This window comes from Lentzea sp. NPDC051208 (assembly GCF_040682435.1).
Taxonomy (GTDB): Bacteria; Actinomycetota; Actinomycetes; order Mycobacteriales; family Pseudonocardiaceae; genus Lentzea; species Lentzea kristufekii.
Map to the genome: position 1 here is coordinate 155,326 of NZ_JBFBAW010000012.1, position 17,145 is coordinate 172,470.

18 protein-coding genes are annotated in these 17,145 nt (G+C 70.5%); 7 read left to right on the forward strand and 11 right to left on the reverse strand.

Annotated elements, in window-relative coordinates:
• Positions 1–78 precede the first annotated feature (78 nt).
• Together AB0M48_RS28105 and AB0M48_RS28110 are read left to right on the forward strand one after the other, a co-directional pair.
• Positions 79–939 carry an ABC transporter ATP-binding protein gene (locus AB0M48_RS28105; RefSeq protein WP_363847450.1) on the forward strand — a complete coding sequence of 287 codons (861 nt, stop codon included), beginning with the start codon at positions 79–81 and terminating at the stop codon, positions 937–939.
• The gene (locus AB0M48_RS28110) at positions 939–1,754 is read left to right on the forward strand and encodes a hypothetical protein (RefSeq protein WP_363847453.1); all 816 of its coding nucleotides are present in this window, start codon (positions 939–941) and stop codon (positions 1,752–1,754) included. The genes AB0M48_RS28105 and AB0M48_RS28110 overlap by 1 nt, the downstream gene beginning before the upstream one ends.
• Before the next feature lie 344 nt (positions 1,755–2,098).
• Here AB0M48_RS28110 and AB0M48_RS28115 read toward each other — a convergent pair whose 3' ends face one another.
• The 4 genes from AB0M48_RS28115 to AB0M48_RS28130 are packed head-to-tail and all read right to left on the reverse strand — an operon-like array spanning position 2,099 to position 5,023.
• Positions 2,099–3,160: a molybdopterin-dependent oxidoreductase gene (locus AB0M48_RS28115; RefSeq protein WP_363847456.1), complete on the reverse strand. Its 1,062-nt coding sequence runs from the start codon at positions 3,158–3,160 to the stop codon at positions 2,099–2,101.
• Positions 3,157–3,756, reverse strand: coding sequence for a methyltransferase domain-containing protein (locus tag AB0M48_RS28120; RefSeq protein WP_363847459.1), 600 nt, complete (start codon positions 3,754–3,756; stop codon positions 3,157–3,159). The genes AB0M48_RS28115 and AB0M48_RS28120 overlap by 4 nt, the downstream gene beginning before the upstream one ends.
• A complete protein-coding gene (locus AB0M48_RS28125) occupies positions 3,753–4,388 on the reverse strand; it encodes a DUF2064 domain-containing protein (RefSeq protein ID WP_363847462.1) in 636 nt (211 codons plus the stop codon). Before AB0M48_RS28125 ends, AB0M48_RS28120 begins: the two co-directional genes overlap by 4 nt.
• On the reverse strand, positions 4,385–5,023 hold the full coding sequence (locus AB0M48_RS28130) for a glycosyltransferase (protein ID WP_363847465.1): 639 nt from the start codon (positions 5,021–5,023) through the stop codon (positions 4,385–4,387). Before AB0M48_RS28130 ends, AB0M48_RS28125 begins: the two co-directional genes overlap by 4 nt.
• A gap of 121 nt (positions 5,024–5,144) precedes the next feature.
• Here AB0M48_RS28130 and AB0M48_RS28135 point away from each other — a divergent pair, with 121 nt between their 5' ends.
• A complete protein-coding gene (locus AB0M48_RS28135; protein ID WP_363847468.1) occupies positions 5,145–6,305 on the forward strand; it encodes a hypothetical protein in 1,161 nt (386 codons plus the stop codon).
• Here the strand turns inward: AB0M48_RS28135 and AB0M48_RS28140 are convergent.
• The 4 genes from AB0M48_RS28140 to AB0M48_RS28155 all read right to left on the reverse strand — a co-directional run bounded on the left by AB0M48_RS28140 (position 6,292) and on the right by AB0M48_RS28155 (position 10,628).
• Positions 6,292–7,332 (reverse strand): NAD-dependent epimerase/dehydratase family protein, encoded by a 1,041-nt coding sequence (locus tag AB0M48_RS28140; protein WP_363847471.1) that lies wholly within the window; start codon positions 7,330–7,332, stop codon positions 6,292–6,294. The genes AB0M48_RS28135 and AB0M48_RS28140 overlap by 14 nt on opposite strands.
• 53 nt (positions 7,333–7,385) lie before the next feature.
• Entirely contained in the window at positions 7,386–8,711 is a 1,326-nt protein-coding gene (locus AB0M48_RS28145; protein ID WP_363847474.1) for a HAMP domain-containing sensor histidine kinase, read from the reverse strand.
• Positions 8,708–9,379 (reverse strand): response regulator transcription factor, encoded by a 672-nt coding sequence (locus tag AB0M48_RS28150; protein WP_363847477.1) that lies wholly within the window; start codon positions 9,377–9,379, stop codon positions 8,708–8,710. Before AB0M48_RS28150 ends, AB0M48_RS28145 begins: the two co-directional genes overlap by 4 nt.
• An 82-nt stretch (positions 9,380–9,461) precedes the next feature.
• Positions 9,462–10,628 (reverse strand): beta-1,3-glucanase family protein, encoded by a 1,167-nt coding sequence (locus AB0M48_RS28155; protein WP_363847480.1) that lies wholly within the window; start codon positions 10,626–10,628, stop codon positions 9,462–9,464.
• Positions 10,629–10,711: 83 nt separating this feature from the next.
• On the opposite strand from AB0M48_RS28155, the gene AB0M48_RS28160 reads away from it, so the two are divergent.
• Positions 10,712–11,683: an alcohol dehydrogenase catalytic domain-containing protein gene (locus tag AB0M48_RS28160; RefSeq protein ID WP_363847483.1), complete on the forward strand. Its 972-nt coding sequence runs from the start codon at positions 10,712–10,714 to the stop codon at positions 11,681–11,683.
• 35 nt (positions 11,684–11,718) lie between these two features.
• On the opposite strand, the gene AB0M48_RS28165 is transcribed toward AB0M48_RS28160, so the two are convergent.
• On the reverse strand, positions 11,719–12,009 hold the full coding sequence (locus AB0M48_RS28165; RefSeq protein ID WP_363847485.1) for a muconolactone Delta-isomerase family protein: 291 nt from the start codon (positions 12,007–12,009) through the stop codon (positions 11,719–11,721).
• A gap of 83 nt (positions 12,010–12,092) precedes the next feature.
• On the opposite strand from AB0M48_RS28165, the gene AB0M48_RS28170 reads away from it, so the two are divergent.
• The 3 genes from AB0M48_RS28170 (at position 12,093) to AB0M48_RS28180 (ending at position 14,156) form a co-directional block, all read left to right on the forward strand.
• Positions 12,093–13,010 carry a LysR family transcriptional regulator gene (locus AB0M48_RS28170; RefSeq protein ID WP_363847488.1) on the forward strand — a complete coding sequence of 306 codons (918 nt, stop codon included), beginning with the start codon at positions 12,093–12,095 and terminating at the stop codon, positions 13,008–13,010.
• 107 nt (positions 13,011–13,117) lie between these two features.
• Complete coding sequence (locus AB0M48_RS28175; RefSeq protein WP_363847491.1) at positions 13,118–13,819, forward strand: SDR family oxidoreductase; 702 nt, start codon at positions 13,118–13,120, stop codon at positions 13,817–13,819.
• Between the two features lies 1 nt (position 13,820).
• Complete coding sequence (locus AB0M48_RS28180) at positions 13,821–14,156, forward strand: nuclear transport factor 2 family protein (RefSeq protein ID WP_363847494.1); 336 nt, start codon at positions 13,821–13,823, stop codon at positions 14,154–14,156.
• Here the strand turns inward: AB0M48_RS28180 and AB0M48_RS28185 are convergent.
• Both AB0M48_RS28185 and AB0M48_RS28190 read right to left on the reverse strand, forming a co-directional pair.
• Positions 14,153–16,468 carry a glycosyl hydrolase family 65 protein gene (locus AB0M48_RS28185; protein ID WP_363847496.1) on the reverse strand — a complete coding sequence of 772 codons (2,316 nt, stop codon included), beginning with the start codon at positions 16,466–16,468 and terminating at the stop codon, positions 14,153–14,155. The two genes, AB0M48_RS28180 and AB0M48_RS28185, sit on opposite strands and share 4 nt — an antisense overlap.
• The gene (locus tag AB0M48_RS28190; protein ID WP_363847499.1) at positions 16,465–17,142 is read right to left on the reverse strand and encodes a beta-phosphoglucomutase family hydrolase; all 678 of its coding nucleotides are present in this window, start codon (positions 17,140–17,142) and stop codon (positions 16,465–16,467) included. The genes AB0M48_RS28185 and AB0M48_RS28190 overlap by 4 nt, the downstream gene beginning before the upstream one ends.
• Between the last annotated feature and the right edge of the window lie 3 nt (positions 17,143–17,145).

The following is a 17,145-nucleotide window of genomic DNA, read 5'->3' on the forward strand; positions in this document are numbered from 1 at the left end:
GGCGTACGCAGATGTGCGTATCTTCATGACGCTCCGGAGCGGACGACCCGTAGATCCTGCGGGGCCACAGTTGAGCTCATGATCGTGACGACGGAGAAGCTGACGAAGCGCTACGGCGACCGCGCCGTGGTGGACGAGGTCAGTCTGTCCGTGCGGCGGGGCGAGGTCTACGGGTTCCTCGGTCCCAACGGCGCGGGCAAGACGACCACGATCCGCATGCTGCTCGGGCTCGTGAAGCCGACCAGCGGATCTGCCAGGGTCCTCGGCGAGAAGCCGGGCACCCCCGGGGCGTTGCTCAAGGTCGGGTCGCTGATTGAGGGACCCGGCTTCTACCCGTACCTGTCCGGCCGCGACAACCTGCGCGTGCACGCCGCCCGCCGGGGCGTGGACAGGACGCACGTCGAGACCGCGCTGGAGCAGGTCGACCTGGTGGGCGCCGCCGCCGAGAAGTTCCGCCGGTACTCGCTCGGCATGAAGCAACGGCTCGGCGTCGCCGCGGCCCTGCTCGGCCGGCCAGAGCTGCTGATCCTCGACGAGCCGACCAACGGCCTCGACCCGGCGGGCATGGCCGACATGCGCGACCTGGTGCGGGCTTTGGCCGCGCAGGGCCAGACGGTGCTGCTGTCGAGCCACCTGCTCGGCGAGGTGGAGGAGATCTGCGACCGGGTCGGCGTGATCTCGAACGGCGAGCTCGTCGCCGAGAGCACGGTCGAGCAGTTGCGCGGCGACACGGTCCTGCTGATCAGGGCCGACCCGATCGAGAAGGCGCACGTGCTGATCGAGGGCAGTGAGGTGCACGGCGACGTGCTGCACGTGCGGGAGGCGGACGCGAGGGCGTTGGTGCGCACGCTGGTGCACGCCGACGTGGACGTGCAGGAGGTCCGGCCGCTGCGCCGGACGCTGGAAGAGGTCTTCTTCGAGATGACGGGAGCGGCGTGATGGGCAGCGTGAAGGCGGAGCTGCTGAGGCTGTGGAAGTGGCCGGCGACCTGGGTGCTGATCGGCGTCTGGCTGGTGATGACGCTGACGTTCGGCTACGTGTTCAGCTACCTCGCTCTGAACGGCGGCACCAACACGCGTTCGATGTCCCAGCAGCAGCTGATCAGCGCGATGCAACCGGAGAACGTCGGCGCGGCCGTGGTCCGCGGCCTGCCCATGTTCGGCGGTGCGATCATCCTCGTGCTGGCGGCGCTCGCCGTCGGCAGCGGATACGGCTGGGGCACCTGGAAGACGACCCTGACGGCCGGCCCGCGCCGGGTCTCGGCGATGGCCGGCACGCTCGGGGCGCTGGGGATCGTCGTGGTGTTGCTGGTGGCCCTCACGTTCGTCGTGAACCTCGGCGCGGCGGTGACCGTGGCGTCGCTGGAGGGCTGGGACTGGAGTCTGCCGGGTCTCGGCGTCTTCCAGGCCTTGGGCGCGTCATTGCTGATCGCCGCCATGTGGACGGGGTTCGGCGTGTTCCTCGGCGTCGCCACCAAGGGCCCCGCGCTGGCCGTCGGTCTCGGCCTGATGTGGGCGATCGTGACCGAGAACCTGTTGCGGGGCGTGGGCTCCCTGCTCGGGCCGGTCGAGTCGCTGACCGAGGTCCTGCCGGGCGGGTCGGCCGGCAACCTCGCCGGTGCCGTCGGCGGATCCGGCGCCCCCGGCGTGCTGACGGACCTGAGCGGCACCACCGCCGCGTTGTTCCTCGTCGGGTACGTCGTGTTCTTCGTGGGCGCGGCGACGCTTCTGAAGGTGCGCCGCGACCTCGTATAGGGCCACGGAGACCCACGTCAGGCCCAGCACGACCGCGACTCCAGTGGGGTGGTCGCGGTCGTGCAGGCCGGGGTTCACCGGCCCGCTGTGCTCGCGCCAGAGGAGCGGCACCGCGACGAGCGTGACGACGCCGGAGACGGTCAGGCCGACGCCGACGGACGGGCGTTTCACCACGAGTCCGGCGGCGCCGACGAGCGGGGCGATCAGGAAGTCGTGCAGGACCACGCCACCGCCGAGCCAGAGCAGCAGTTCGAGGGTGACCTGGGGGAGGAGCAGCCAGGCGCCCCAGGCTCCCAGGCCGGCTCCGGCGATGCCCAGCAGGACCCGCGCGAAGAACGTGCCGCTCATCCCCGCACCTCCAGCGACGTGACCCACTTCGTCTGCAGCACACCCGGCCGGTTCGGCGCTATCAGGCGGCACGGATACCCGTGGTCCGGGCTGAGCTCCTCGCCGTCGAGCCGCAGCGCCAGCAGCGTCAGCGGGTCCTGCGCGAACGCCTCGGGCAGCGTCGTCGCCCGGTACAGCCCGTCCTTCTCCAGCGACTCGACCCGCACGTCCCCTCGTCCCACCAGTTCGGAGACGCGGACGCCGGTCCAGGTCGCGTTCTGGCTCCAGCCCTCGACGCACGCGATCGGCAGGTCGACGGTGGTCTGCGGCATCGCCTGCAGCTCCGCCAGCGAGAAGCTCCTCGTGCCCACCTTCAGCCGCCAGTCCTGCGGCACCAAGATTCCGGCGGCCTTCGCCGTGCGGTTGACCGGCAGGTCGCCGTCCGACCGCCACGCCAGCACCGAGACCTTGCGCAGCCACGGCACCGTCACCCCTGCCGTCGCCACTACGGCGACACCGGTGGTCAACGCGGTCGTGCGCAGGAAAGCCCTGCGGGACAACAGGGGCTTCTCGGGCGGTTCGGGTTCGAGCGTGCGGCGGATCAGCGGGATCTTGACGGCGACGTGCACGAGCAGGGCACCGATCACGATCCACGCCACCGCGTAGTGGGCGGTGGGGAAGTAGAACGACCACGGGTAGTTCTGCGCCGCGTTGAACAGGCCGGTGACCAGTTCGAAGAACGACGCCGCGATCAGCACGAAGATCGAGCCGCGCTCCAGGGCGTGCGGCACGGACTTCACCAGCGGCCGTTCGAACAGCTTCGGGTAGACGCTCCACAACTTGGCCAGCAGCAACGGGATCGAGGCGACCCCGGAGATCACGTGCACGCCCTGCGTGACGCGGTAGAGGCCGACCGGACGGGTCGGCCACACCCAGTCGTGCTGCACGCCGTGGCTGATCAGGCCGGTGACGAAGCACAGCCCGAACGTGATGCCGAGCCACGTGCCGACCCGGCTGGTCACGCCCGTGTGGTGGGCGGGGGCCTTGAAGACGGGTGCCTTGAAGGCGGGGAGTTTCACAACCGCTCCCAGCACGCGAACCAGCGCCCGGCGCGTTCGGCCTGCCACAGCAGGAAGAGACCGTCGGCGGTCAGGGACTCGGCGTCGCTCCAGGCCCACGGGAACCACTGGCCGCGGGTGTCCTCGGTCCGCACCCGCGCCTGGCCGGTCGTCAGGCCCGCACCCGGTGGCTCGACCTCGACGACGACGGTTCCGCTGGGCCGCAGCAGGGTCCGGACGCGGCGCAGGAGGGCGGCCGGGTCGCCGCCGATGCCGATGTTGCCGTCGGCGAGCAGGACGTGCTGCCACTGTCCCTCGCCCGGCAGCAGGTCGAACACGTCGCGGCGAATCGCGATGCCGCCGCGTTCGGTGGTGCGCCGGACCGCCTCCGGGGACACGTCGACGCCGAGCGCCCGGACCCGGCGGGCCAGCAGCGCGGCGACGAGACGGCCGGGGCCGCAGCCGACGTCGAGGGTGGGGCCGGTGCAGACGTCGAGCAGGACGGAGTCGCCGCCGTCCGCGTCGGCGTGCCAGCGGGCGACGCTGAGTTCGCGGGAGGTGGTGCCGGGGAGGTCGAGCCAGCCGGGATGACCCTTCAGGGCCTGGTCGAACATCATCGCGTCACCGCCGCCGCCTGGGCGAGCGCCGCCGCGAACCGGCTGCCCGGCACCTGCCGGGCCACCGCACGGGCGTCCGCCATCGTGTCCACATCGGACAGCACCGGTAGCGTCCGCACCTCCAGCCCGTGCAACGCCTTCAGCGTCAACGCCCCCGTGTCGGCACGCGACATCGGCACGTCGCGCAACACCGCGGCCCGCAACGGATCCCGCAGCCCGAGCGCCCACCAGCCGCCGTCCAGCGCGAACCCGAGCGCCGCCTCCCCGAACCCGGCGCACGACTCCAGCAGCGACGGCGTGACCTGCGGCGTGTCCATCCCGATCTGCAGCACCGGCATCCGGAACCGCGCGATGTCGGCGTGCGCGTTCACCAGCCGCTCGGCGAACGAGACACCGCGTTGCGGGACGACGACGCACTCGGCCAGCGCGTCACGCACGTCCTCGCGCCGCACCACCCCGGCCAGCGCCACCACGGGCACGGCGCCCGGCGTGTCCTGGGCGGCCGAGATCGTGTCCAGCAACGAAGCCGCCGCCACGTCCGCCGCCTCCCCGGCCGACAGCGGCGGGCACAGCCGCGTCTTCACCTGTCCCGGCACCGGCGACTTCGCCATGATCAGCAGGCAGAACCTCATCGCAGCACCCCCGCCATGTCCCGGGCCGCCCGCATCGTGCCGCGCACCGAGCCCGACACCTTCGACCGCGTGCCGGCCGCGCGGGGCCGATAGGCCACGTCGACCTCGCGCACCCGCCAGCCGGCTTCCGCCGCGCGCACCAGCAGTTCCAGCGGATAGCCGAAGGCGCGGTCCTGGAGGTCCAGCGCCAGCAACGCCTCCCGCCGGCACACGCGCAGCGGTGCGATGTCGTGCACGTCCAAACCCCTGCGCCGCAACAGGGACGCGATCACGGCGTTGCCGGCCCGCGCGTGCCACGGCCACACGCCGGCATGAACGGGCCTTCGCCGGCCGACCACGAGGTCGGCATCGGCCAGCAGCGCGGCCATCGCGGGCAGTTCGGCCAGGTCCAGTGAACCGTCCGCGTCGGCGAACGCCACCAGGCCCGAGGTGGCCGCGAGCAGACCGGTGTGCACGGCGGCGCCGTAGCCGCGCTTCGGTTCGTGCACGACCAGGGCACCGCACGCGGCGGCCACCCCGGGCGAGCCGTCGGACGACCCGTTGTCCACGACGATCGCGCGGTGTCCGGGAGGCAGGGCGGCGAGGACCGCGGGCAGTGCGGCGGCCTCGTCCAGGCAGGGCAACACGACATCCATGGGTCCACCCTGGACCACGGGAAAGTGTTGTGGTGCTTACAGAATTGTGACGCACGGAGGAGTTCTTACGATTGTCTTGCGAGGCCTGCGGGCACCCGGCCGACCCCCTAGGTTGGGCGCGGTGCGTCTAGTCATCGCAGGGCTGCTCCTCGCTGCCGCCATCATCATCGGGGTCGTCGTCAACGTCAACGACCCCGGCGTCCTGTTCGCCGCCGCGGCACCGCTCTTCGGCGACTGGCAGCCGCACCTCGGTCCCGGCACGCCCGTGGCGGTCCTGATCGCGTTCCTCGTCGTCGCCAAGGGACCCGAGCTGGCGAGCCACCGGTTCGCGCTGCCGATCGCCTACGTCGCGGCGACGGCGTGGACGTTCTCGCTCGCGATGATCGACGGCTGGAACCGGTTCGTCACCAGGCTGACGACCGACGACGAGTACCTGCACGAGGTTCCCGGCGTCACGGACATCCCCGCGATGCTGCGCGGTTTCGCCGCGCGGATTCCGGACTTCCAGCCCGACTCGTGGACCACGCACGTCTCCGGGCACCCGCCGGGCGCGCTGCTCACGTTCGTCGCGCTCGACCGCATCGGTCTCGGCGGGGGAGCGGCGGCGTCGATCTTCTGCGTCCTCGTCGGATCGCTCGCCGTGGTGGCGATCCCCAAGGCCATCGGCACCAACGCGGTGCTGCCGTTCCTCGTCCTGTTCCCCGGCGCGGTGTGGGTCGGGGCGTCGGCGGACGGCATGTTCATGGGCGTGGCGGCCGTCGGCGTCTACCTGCTCACCCGGTGGCCGTTGCTGGGCGGCGTCGTGCTCGGCTGGTGCCTGTTCCTGTCCTACGGCCTGGTGCTGCTGGCCCCGCTCGCGATCGTCGCGGTCGGCAGGAGGATCGGCTGGGCCGTCGCGGGCGCGCTCGCGGTCGTGGCGGCGTTCGCGATCAGTGGGTTCTGGTGGCTCGACGGCTACGAGCTCGTGAAACTCCGTTACTACCAGGGCATCGGCGACACCAGGCCGTACTGGTACTGGGCGTGGGCGAACCTCGCGGCACTCGCGCTGGTGATCGGCCCGGCCGGGATCAAGGGGCTGCGCAAGGACAAGTGGGTCATCGCCGCCGGCATCGCGATCCTGGCGGCGGACCTGTCCGGCCTGAGCAAGGCCGAGACCGAGCGGATCTGGCTGCCGTTCGCCGTCTGGCTGCTCGCCGGCACGGCCAGGCTGGACAAGCGGTGGCTCACCGCGCAGGCCGTCACGGCCCTGGCGGTGAACCACCTGGTGCTCACGAACTGGTGACGGGCTCCCGCTGCGAGGCGGAGGCGAACTCCCGCACCCCTTCCTCGAAGCCGACCCCGGCCTCGAAACCCAGCACGTCCAACGCCTTCGCGGGTGACGCCACGACGTGCCGGACGTCGCCCGGCCGCGCTCCGCCCACGATCTCCGGCGCCGGTCCGCCGCACGCGTCGGCCAGCGCGAACGCCAGGTCCCCGATCGTGTGCGGGGTGCCGGAACAGACGTTGACGGCCTCGAAGCCGGGGCGCGGGGAGGCCAGCGCCAGCGCGTTGGCCCGAGCCACGTCGGTGACGTGCACGAAGTCGCGCCGCTGCCGCCCGTCCTCCATCACCCGCGGTGCGACGCCGTTCTGCAGCGCGGACCGGAAGATCGACGCCACCCCCGCGTACGGGGTGTCGCGCGGCATCCGCGGGCCGTAGACGTTGTGATACCGCAAGGCCCACACGCTGCCGCCGGTCTGCCGGGCCCACGCGAGCGCGAGGTGCTCCTGCGCCAGCTTGGTCGCCGCGTAGGTGCTGCGCGGCTCCAGCGGGGCGTCCTCGGGCACCAGTTCGGACACCACGAAGTCACCGCAGAAGCAGCGCGGCTCGTACATGCCGGCCGCCACGTCCGCGGCGGTCCGCTCGGCCCGCACGATCCCGTGCGAGAGACACCGGTAGCGCCCCTCTCCGTAGACGACCATCGACGACGCCAGCACCAGCCGCGACACCCCGGCCCGGTGCATCTCGGCCAGCAGCACCGCCGTGCCCAGGTCGTTGTGGCGCGCGTAGGAAGGCGCGTCGAACGGATCCACGCCGTGCCCGACCATCGCCGCCTGGTGGCACACGGCGTCCACTGTGGACAGCAGCGGCCGCAGCGCGGCGGCGTCGGTCACGTCACCGACGACGAGTTCGTGTTCCAGCGAAGGAACAGTGCCGTGCGCTTCGGGCAGCAAGGCGTCGAGCACCACGCATTCGTGGCCCTGGGAGGTCAGTTCGTCCGCGACGTGCGACCCGATGAACCCGGCCCCGCCAGTGATCAGTACTCGCATGGACCGACCGTAGGACCGGACCGCGGGGGAGCGCGCCGTCAGGCCTCATCACGTCATGACTTCGTAAGAGCTGGCAGCTCCACCACGAACCGCGCGCCCCGCGGGAACCGGTCCTCGACCCACACGCGGCCATGGTGGCGCTGCACGTGCTCGCGCACCAGTGCGAGCCCGAGCCCGCTGCCCGAGTCGTCTCCCCGGCTGCCGGGCCTGCCCCGCGCGAACCGCTCGAAGATCTGTTCCCGCAACGCTTCCGGCACACCCGGCCCGTCGTCCTCGACCTCGACACGGGCCCGGTCGCCCGCCCTGCTCACCGCCACGAAGATCGCACCGCCCGCGTGCCGTTCGGCGTTCTCCACGAGGTTCGCGAGAACCCGGTCCAGCCGCCGGCGGTCACCGAGCACCCGTACCGGGCCCGCCTCGACCGGCACCGCGCTCCAGCGGGTCGCGATCACGTTGCGCACCAACGCGCTCAGGTCGAACTCCTCCGGCTCGTAGTCGTCGGTCTGGTCGGCGCGCGAGATCTCCAGCAGGTCCACGACCATCCGCGCGAACCTGTCGACCTCCGAGGTCAGCAGTTCCAGCGCGGTCTCGGCGGTGCCCGGCAGGTGGTCCCGACGCCGGCGCAGCACCGCACCCGCGTTCACCATCGTCGTCAGCGGCGACCGCAGCTCGTGCGAGACGTCCGAGGCGAACCGGGCGTCCCGCAACGCCCTCTGCTCCAGCGCGTGCGCCGTCGAGTTGAACTTCGCCGCCAGAGCCGCGAGGTCCGGATCGTCCTGGTCGGGCAGCCGGGCCTGCAGATCACCGCCCGCGATCCGGCCCGCCGCGCAGTTCAGCTCCGCCAGCGGTTTCAGCGCCCGTTTCGACGCCCACGAGCCCAGCGCCGCCCCGAGCAGCGCCGAGCCGATCGTGCCGGCGATCAGCACCGCGCTCAGGAACGCGAACGTGCGGTCGAGCTGCTGCAACCCGAACAGTTCGACGTAGACGGCGTCACCCGCCACCGGCCGCGCGACGGCGAGCATGGGCAGACCGTCCACGGTGATCCGTTCCGTGCCCGGCGGATGCTCCACCAGCCCGGCGGGCAGCTGCGACGGCTCGACCTTGCGGCCCGCCCACACCAGGCCCTCGTGGCTCAGCACCAGGATCGACGAGTCGGGCCCGGTGGTGAGGCCGGTCAGCAGTTCGTCGAGACCGGGGGAGGCGAGCGACCTCTCGACCAGCCGCACGTTGACCTCGGCCTGCCGCGTCGCGCTCGCCTCCCGCTGCCGCAGCATGTAGCCGGAGGCGAGGTTCCAGGTGGCGAACGCCAGCACGCTCGTGACGACCAGCAGGCCGAAACCGAACGAGAGGGTGACCCGGCAGCGCAGCGTCAGTCTCACGAGCGGATCCGATAGCCGCTGCCGCGCACGGTGAGAAGCAGTTCCGGATCGTCCGGATTCGCCTCGATCTTGCGGCGAAGTCGTCTTATGTGCACGTCGAGCAACCGGGTGTCACCGAAGTAGTCGTATCCCCAGACCTTTTGCAGCAACTGTTCCCTGGTGACGATTCGGCCGCCCGCACCAGCGAGTTCCAGCAACAGCCGGAATTCCGTCCTGGTGAGGTGAACGCGTTCACCCGCCCGGTGCACCAGCCCTTCCTGCGGACGGATTTCCAGCGCCCCGATCCGAACTGTTTCACGGCCCGGTCCGCGCCGGCGCAACAACGCGCGGACGCGTGCGGCGAGAACGGTCGCCATCAACGGTTTCGTGACGTAGTCGTCCGCTCCCGCCTCCAGCCCGGCGATCACGTCACGGGCGTCGGTGCGCGCCGTCACCACGATGATCGGCAGGTCACCGCGTGCGCGGAGGGTCCGCACGACCTCCAGGCCGTCCACACCCGGCAGCGTGAGGTCGACCAGCACCACGTCGAACGATTCCGTCTCCAAACGGTGTAACGCCTCTTCGCCCGAACCGGCCTCGTCCACGAAGAAACCTTCATCGGACAAGGCGAGGCCCAAAGCCTGCCGGATTCGCTCGTCGTCTTCGACCAGCAGGACCCGTACGCACACAACGACTCCACTGTGTGAGAGCCGCGGCGACGGCGCCTCACACAGTGGAGTGAAAGTCGATCAAACGCAAGAATACTTCGGTCTAAAATCCGGTCAGCGTGACTTTCGCCGAACGCGGGTTCGGTTCGTGAACAAGTGACTCGAACGCGCCGACGTCGTCGAACGCGAACCCGTAGGCCTTCCCGTCCACCATGTTCTGGTGCACGATCTTCGAGAAGTGGTTCGTGGTCGCGCGGGTGTAGAACTCACTCGCGTTGTACGTCGGCTGGGTGTGCAGGAAGCCGAGCGTCGACCGGTTGAGCGCCGCGCACAGCGACCGCGAGATCGCGCCGAGTTCGTTGTTCGGCGCCGCGAGCCTGCCGTCGCAGTTGAGGATGTCCCGGGTCGACGGCTGCTGGAACTCCGCGACCTGCTGGCCCGAGGTGTTGGTGAACCGCATGACCCCGCCGCTCACGCGACCGGTGAACCGGCGGTTCGGCTCGTTCTGGAACGGGACCACGGTCAGCGGCGTGTTCTGGTACGTCGACCAGACGCTGCTGACGTAGTTCGCGAAGTACGAGCTGGAGAACAGGCCCGCGTCGAGGCCCTTGCTCGGGTTCAGCACGCGCAGCCGCGTGCCGTCGGAGCGGGTGTGGACCAGCCGCGCCCAGTCCCCGCCCAGCTGCTGGTGCTGGTCGAAGATGCGGTTGCGGCCGTTGGAGACGACCTGGCCGGTGCGCTTGGTCGCGCCCGCCTGGGACGTCGCCTCGACCGCGTGGGGGACCGAGAACATGTCCACCTGCGAGCTGTTCAGCCACAGCCCGCCGCCGTTGTAGGTGAACTCGCTCCAGTCGAACAGGATGTCGCGGTTCGGGTCCCCCGCGGCCCACGGCGCCGGTTGCACCAGGCCGCCCGGGACGAGGGAGAACTTCAGCTTGTCGCGGAAGGACATGTAGAGCCGGCCGCCGGCGAGGTTGAGCGGGATCTGCAGGGTCCGGCTGGCGCCGTTCCCGGGGCCGGGGATCGAGACGTCCGGTGCGGGAGTCGGGGGGATCCCGCCTCCGGGCCAGGCGGTGAACTGGCCGTTCGCGTTCACGTACCCGAGCCGGCCGCCCATCTCGCCGAACACGTACAGGTGGACCGCGTCGCCGCGGCCCGAGTTGTTCGTGACCGTGAGCGGGAGCAGGTTCGGTGGAGCCGCTTGAACAGGTGCGGACATCGTTGTCAGCCCTAGCAGGGCCGATGTCGCGAGCAGCAGGAGCTTGCGCATCGACTATCTCCTCACTGAGACAGGGTTGCGTGAGAGCGCTCTCATACCAGCGCGTCGCTGTTCATATGTCAAGAATGGTTCTCATGCGCGCACTGACGGTGGATCTTGCACGAGCCGGGTCGCTGGCACTGACCGAGCTGCCCGATCCGGTGCCGGGACCGGAGGACCTGCTGGTCGAGGGACTGGCGATCGGCATCTGCGGGACGGACCGCGAGATCGTGCGCGGCGAGTTCGGGGTCGGCGGAACCCTCGTGATCGGACACGAGTCCCTGGGGCGGGTCGTGAGCGGTCCGGGGTTCGCGCCGGGCTCGCTGGTGGCCGGCGTGGTCCGCAGGCCCGACCCGGTGCCGTGCGTGGCGTGTGCGCGCGGGGAGTTCGACATGTGCCGGAACGGGCAGTACACCGAGCGCGGCATCACCGGGCTCGACGGTTACGGCTCGACCTTGTGGACAGTGCCTGCCGCTTATGCGGTGGCGGTCAGCTCCTCGACCGGTGTCCTGGTCGAGCCCGCCTCCGTCGTGGTCAAGGCGTGGGAGCGGCTGGACCGGCTGGCGCTGTACCCGTTCGAGAGCGTGCTGGTGACCGGGGCCGGGCCGATCGGGCTGCTGGCGGCGTTGATCGGCGTGCAGCGGGGGCTGGACGTGCACGTGTTCGACCTGGCCGAGTCCGGGCCGAAGCCGGACCTGGTGGAGTCGCTGGGAGCCACCTACCACCGGACGTTGCCCGACTGCCCGGTGGTGATCGAGGCGACCGGTGCGCCGTCGCTGGTCGCGCGGCTGCTCGGACGGGACCTGGTGTGCCTGACCGGCGTGCCGTCCAGCGAGGTGCTGCCGGCCGACATCGGCCAGATCAACCGGGACCTGGTGCTGCGCAACGGGATCGTGTTCGGGACGGTCAACGCGAACCCGCGCCACTACCGGGAGGCCGCCGCGGTCCTGGACCGGGCGGACGACGCCTGGCTGTCCGGCCTGATCACCCGGCGGGTGCCGCTGGAGTCGTTCGCGGAGGCGTTCGAGTCGCGGCCCGGTGACGTGAAGGTGGTGCTGGAGCTGTGATTCCGAGGGTACAGGCGGCGACAGCGGCCGGACGTTCACAGTCGGCCGGGATCGTTCGGGTGGGGCTGCACAGCGGTGACGTCGAACTTCATCCACGGGCTCAACGGCAACGTGCCGAGCACGTGAGCGTGGAGGTCGGCCTCGTCCTCGGCGCGCCACAGACCGATGCTGCGCAGTTCGCCGACCGGGCGCCACAACCGGACGAGGTTGCCGCTCGTGGTGAGTTCCCCGGCCCGCACCGCCTCGGCCGCGCGACGCGAGTCCACTTCGGACTGGGGTGTGCCGTCCGGGATCGTGGTGGTGATCTCGACGATGAACTCTCTCATGGCCTCATCGTGCGACCGGGCCGCCGCGGATGCCACGACCGGCTTTCTCCTGCGTGAGAGCCTGAGCCTCCTAGGATGGGCGGGTGGAACTGCGTCAACTCCGGTACTTCCTCGCGGTCGCCGAAGAGCTGCACTTCGGCCGGGCCGCGGCTCGGCTGCTGATCGCGGGGCCGTCGTTGTCGCAGCAGATCAAGGCGCTCGAACGGGACCTCGGCGTGCCGCTGTTCGCCCGCGACCGCCGCACCGTGGCGCTGACGTCCGCCGGTGCCGCGCTGGTCCCGGAGGTGCGGGCGCTGCTGGAACGGGCCGACGAGCTGCACCGGCACGCGCGGCAGCTGTCCGGGTCGCGGCCGGTGCGGATCGGGTACGTGAACTGGCTGCCGCCGGACCTGACCGCCCGCACGGCCGGGGTCGCGCAGCTCTACGTGGACGCGTGGGTCGTGCCGTCGCACCAGCAGGCGGCGCGGGTGGCGGACGGCAGCCTCGACCTGGCCGTGTGCTGGATCCGCAGGACCGAGGCCGCGCGGCTCGGGCTCAAGGCGCAGCTGCTCGGTGCCGACCGGCTCTACGCGGTGGCCGTCGGCACGGACACGAGCCCGGTCAGGGCGAAGGACATCGCGGTGCTGGTCGACGACGACGTGACGTCGTGGCAGTCCTGGAACGACTACGCCGAGGAGTTCGCCGAGGACACCGGCTGCCGCGTCCGGCGCATCCACAACGGCGCGATCACCGGACCGGCCTTCTTCGACCACGTGCGGGTGTGCACGACGCCGGTGCTGAACTCGCCGAAGGGGCAGACCACGCCGTTGCCGCCGGATCTCGTGGCACGGCCCGTCGTCGACCCCGAGGTGCTGTGGACCTGGTCGCTGGTGCGCAGGGAGGACGAGGAGCGCGCGGACGTCGTCGCCGCGGCCGACGCGATCGTGCGGGACGTGGGCGACCTCGGCCTGGACCGCGCCTGGCTGCCCTCGGACGACCCCTACCGCGCCCTGGGAGGCTGAGCCTCACACGTCGGAGGAAAGGCGTCACAATTCCGTGAAATGAAGCCGGTTCGCGGGTGGTTGTGGCTGTCAGATCCGCTACTCCTCCTTCGAAAGTGAGCAGGACAATGACCAGCAAGGTGGCAATCGTCACGGGAGCGTCGCAGGGGATTGGCGCGGCACTCGTTCCCGCTTATCGCAAGCTCGGCTATTCGGTTGTCGCGGTCTCGCGTTCCGTCGAGAACTCCGACGACCCGGAGGTGCTCGCCGTTCGCGCCGACCTCTCGAAGACCGGTGAGGGCGCGCGGGTCGTGCGGGAGGCGCTCGCGCGGTTCGGCCGGATCGACTCGCTCGTGAACAACGCCGGCATCTTCGTCGCCAAGCCGTTCACCGAGTACACCGACGAGGACTTCGCGACCGTCACGGCCACGAACCTCGTCGGGTTCTTCGACATCACCCGCAGCGCGGTGGCGGCGATGGAGGCGAACGGCGGCCACGTCGTGAACGTGTCCACGAGCCTCGTCGACCACGCCCTGTCGGCCGTGCCGTCAGCCCTCGCGTCGCTGACCAAGGGCGGTCTCAACGCCGCCACCAGGTCGCTCGCGGTCGAGTACGCGGCGCGCGACATCCGCTTCAACACGGTCGCGCTCGGCATCATCAAGACGCCGATGCACGCCCCGGAGACCCACGAGGCGCTCGCCGGGCTGCACCCCGTCGGCCGGATCGGTGAGATCTCCGAGGTGGTCGACGCGGTCACCTTCCTGGAACAGGCCGGCTTCGTCACGGGCGAGATCCTGCACGTCGACGGCGGCCAGAGCGCGGGGCACTGACATGATCATCGAGAACGTGATGGACCGGTGGAAGGCCGCCGTGGACGCGCACGACCCCGAGGGCGTGGCCGCGAACTTCACCGAGGACGCCATTTTCCAGGGCCTCCGCCCCTACGGAGTGGGCAGGGCCGCTGTCGCCGAGTACTACGATTCCCAGCCCGTCGGGCTGAGAGCCGAGTACAAGATTCTGGAAACGCGCCGGCTCGCCGAAGATCTGGTTCTCGGCTATGTGAACGTCGATTTCTCGTTCGTCGACCGGCCGACGCTCAACGTCCACCTCAGCGTGCTGGTGAAGGGAGACCTGATCGCGCATTACCAGGTCTCCCAGCTCCACTAGTGCCTGCGCGGCTCCCGGCCGAACGGCGACTTCGGTCGCTCGAGGTCGGGAGCCTTCGGGATCGGCATGGTCACCGGGGTGTCCGCGGTGATCGTGATCTGCTCGCCGTGGTGCCTCGTGGTCAGCTCGGTGCCGTCCACGATCCGGTAGGTGGCCCCGGCCTCGCTCACGTCGACCGAGATCCTCGTGCCCCGGAAGGACATCCGGAACGAGAACCGGGTCAGCTCGTCCGGCAGCCGCGGCGCGAACGTGAGCTCGCCGCCGTGGTCGCGCATTCCGCCGAACCCGGCCACCAGCGCCGTCCACGCACCCGCCAGCGAGGCCATGTGCAGGCCGTTGGTGACGTTCTCGTGCAGGTCGTGGAGATCGGTGAACGCGGCCTCGACCAGGTAGTCGTACGCGAGTCCGAGATGCCCGACCTCGGCCGCCAGCACCGCCTGAGTGCCCGCCGACAAGGACGAGTCACGCACCGTGCGAGCCTCGTAATAGGCGAAGTTGCGCGCCTTCTCCTCGTCGGTGAACGCGTCACCGCGCACGTGCATGGCGAGCACCAGGTCCGCCTGCTTGATCACCTGGTGGCGGTACAGGTCGAAGTACGGGAAGTGCAGCAGCAGCGGGTACTTGTCCTCCGGGGTGTTCTCGAAGTCCCACTCCGCGTGCTTGGTGAAGTTGTCCGCCTGCGGATGCACCTGCAGCATCTCGTCGTACGGGACCGCCATCGCGGCCGCGGCGCTGCGCCAGCCCGCGATCTCCTCTTCCGCCACGTCGTACTGGTTCCGCTCGGCGGCGTCGGCGGCGGCCCACAGGTTCTGCTGGGCGATCAGGTTGGTGTAGACGTTGTTGTCGACGATCGCCGAGTACTCGTCCGGTCCCGTCACGCCGTCGATGCGGAACCCGTCGTGCGGGTCGTGGTGCCCCAACGACATCCACAGCCGTGCGGTCTCCACCAGGATCTCGGTGGCTTCGCACCGATCGAAGTCCTCGTCGCCGGTGGCGTTCAGGTACTGCTGGATGGCGTACGAGACGTCGCCGGAGACGTGGAACGCCGCGGTGCCCGCCGGCCAGTACGCGCTGCACTCGGCGCCGTTGATCGAACGCCACGGGAACGCGGCACCCTTGAGCCCCAAAACCTTCGCTCGTTCCCGCGCTTTGTCCAAAGTGGCGTGACGCCAGCGCAGCGCGTCGCGGGCCGCGTCCGGGACCGTGTAGGTGAGCACCGGGAGCACGAACATCTCGGTGTCCCAGAACGCGTGGCCGTCGTAGCCCGGTCCGGTCAGGCCCTTGCCGGGGATGGCGCGGGACTCGCCGCGCGCCCCGGCCTGCAGGACGTGGAACAGCGCGAACCTGATCGCCTGCTGCAGCTGGTCGTCGCCCTCGATCTCGATGTCCGCGACTTCCCAGAAGTCGTCCAGGAACGCCCTCTGCTCCTGGAGGAGCCCCTCCCAGCCCGTCTGGCAGGCACCGGCCAGCGCGGCCTCCACCTGGGCCCGGAGCGCGGGGGTCGACCGCTGGCCGGACCAGCCGTAGGCCAGGTACTTCGTGAGCTTCAGGCAGCCGCCCGCGGGCACGTCGACGGCCGCGGTGAACCGGGCGAGGTCGTCCTCGGCACGGATCTCCGTGCGGGTGTCCACGCCGTCGACGTCGATCTCGTGGTCCATCGCGGCGGCCATGCGCAGGCCGGACACCTTGGTGTGGTGGCACAGCACGGCCCGCATCTTCTCGGCCATCGTGAAGTCGTTGACCAGCGGGGAATCCAGCGCGGCGGCGACACGCGGGTCGTCGCTGCGGCTCTTGATCGGCTCGTTGGCCAGCAGGTCGGACTGGACGACGAGCTGCAGGTCGTCCATCGGCTCGACCTCGTACCGGATGGCCGCGACCGCGCGCTGCGTGAACGACACGAGCCGTTCGCTGCGCACGATCACACGCCTGCCCGTCGGCGACTCCCAGACCGTGCGGCGGCGCAACGTGCCGGAGCGGAAGTCGAGGGTGCGTTCGTGCTCGACGGCGTTGCCGTAGCGCATGTCCAGCGGCTCGTCCTCGACCAGCAGCCGGATGATCTTGCCGTCGGTCACGTTCACGACGGTCTGGCCCGCCTCCGGGTAGCCGTAGCCACCCTCCCCGTACGGCAGCTGGTGCTCTTCGTAGAAGCCGTTGAGATAGGTGCCGGGCAGGCCTCTCGGCTCGCCCTCGTCCAGGCTGCCTCGCAGGCCGATGTGGCCGTTCGACAACGCGAACGTCGACTCGGTCTGGTGCAGGTGGTCCACGGACAGGCCCTGCCAGCGCAGCTGCCACGGTTCGACGGCGTAGCTCATGAGAGCAGCTCGTCGAGCTCGTCGACGACCACGTCGGCGCCGCCGGCCTTGAGCGCCTCCGCCTGGTTGCCGCGGTCGACGCCGACGACGAACCCGAACCCGCCGTCGTGCCCTGCCTTCACGCCCGCGAGCGCGTCCTCGAAGACGGCGGCGTTCTCGGGTGCGGTCCTGAGCCTTCTGGCGCCCTCGACGAACGAGTCCGGTGCCGGTTTGCCCCGCAGGTTCGACGCGGTGATGACGTTGCCGTCCACCAGCGCGTCGACGTAGTCCAGCAGGTTGCCCGCCCGCAGCACGCGCATCGCGTTGGCGGAGGAGGTGACGACGCCGATGGGCATGCCGGCTGCCCTGGCCGCCTTCAGGTAGTCGACCGAGGCCGGGTACGGGTTGATGCCCTGCTCGTCGATGATCGCGTTGACCAGGTCGTTCTTCTGGTCGCCGATGCGGCGGACCTCGTCCTCCGACGGCGTGAGGCCGCGTGAGGTCAGGAAGCTGCGGACGCCGTCGTAGCGCGGCTTTCCGTCCACGTAGGCCAGGTAGTCCTGTTCGCTGAACGGCTGGCCCATGGCCTCGAACGTCTGCCGCCAGGCCTGGCGGTGCAGCACGGCGGTGCTGGTGAGCACGCCGTCGAGGTCGAAGAGCAGCGCTGTGATCTTCTCCGGGATGCCGAGGCTCATGTC

Excerpts from the sequence above, each read along its gene's own strand:
- AB0M48_RS28175 (WP_363847491.1), top strand. The coding sequence starts at position 13,118 with ATGACCAGCAAGGTGGCAATCGTCACGGGAGCGTCGCAGGGGATTGGC.
- AB0M48_RS28165 (WP_363847485.1), bottom strand. The coding sequence starts at position 12,009 with ATGAGAGAGTTCATCGTCGAGATCACCACCACGATCCCGGACGGCACA.
- AB0M48_RS28180 (WP_363847494.1), top strand. The coding sequence starts at position 13,821 with ATGATCATCGAGAACGTGATGGACCGGTGGAAGGCCGCCGTGGACGCG.
- AB0M48_RS28120 (WP_363847459.1), bottom strand. The coding sequence starts at position 3,756 with ATGATGTTCGACCAGGCCCTGAAGGGTCATCCCGGCTGGCTCGACCTC.
- AB0M48_RS28125 (WP_363847462.1), bottom strand. The coding sequence starts at position 4,388 with ATGAGGTTCTGCCTGCTGATCATGGCGAAGTCGCCGGTGCCGGGACAG.
- AB0M48_RS28190 (WP_363847499.1), bottom strand. The coding sequence starts at position 17,142 with ATGAGCCTCGGCATCCCGGAGAAGATCACAGCGCTGCTCTTCGACCTC.
- AB0M48_RS28155 (WP_363847480.1), bottom strand. The coding sequence starts at position 10,628 with ATGCGCAAGCTCCTGCTGCTCGCGACATCGGCCCTGCTAGGGCTGACA.
- AB0M48_RS28160 (WP_363847483.1), top strand. The coding sequence starts at position 10,712 with ATGCGCGCACTGACGGTGGATCTTGCACGAGCCGGGTCGCTGGCACTG.
- AB0M48_RS28140 (WP_363847471.1), bottom strand. The coding sequence starts at position 7,332 with ATGCGAGTACTGATCACTGGCGGGGCCGGGTTCATCGGGTCGCACGTC.
- AB0M48_RS28105 (WP_363847450.1), top strand. The coding sequence starts at position 79 with ATGATCGTGACGACGGAGAAGCTGACGAAGCGCTACGGCGACCGCGCC.
- AB0M48_RS28110 (WP_363847453.1), top strand. The coding sequence starts at position 939 with ATGGGCAGCGTGAAGGCGGAGCTGCTGAGGCTGTGGAAGTGGCCGGCG.
- AB0M48_RS28185 (WP_363847496.1), bottom strand. The coding sequence starts at position 16,468 with ATGAGCTACGCCGTCGAACCGTGGCAGCTGCGCTGGCAGGGCCTGTCC.
- AB0M48_RS28130 (WP_363847465.1), bottom strand. The coding sequence starts at position 5,023 with ATGGATGTCGTGTTGCCCTGCCTGGACGAGGCCGCCGCACTGCCCGCG.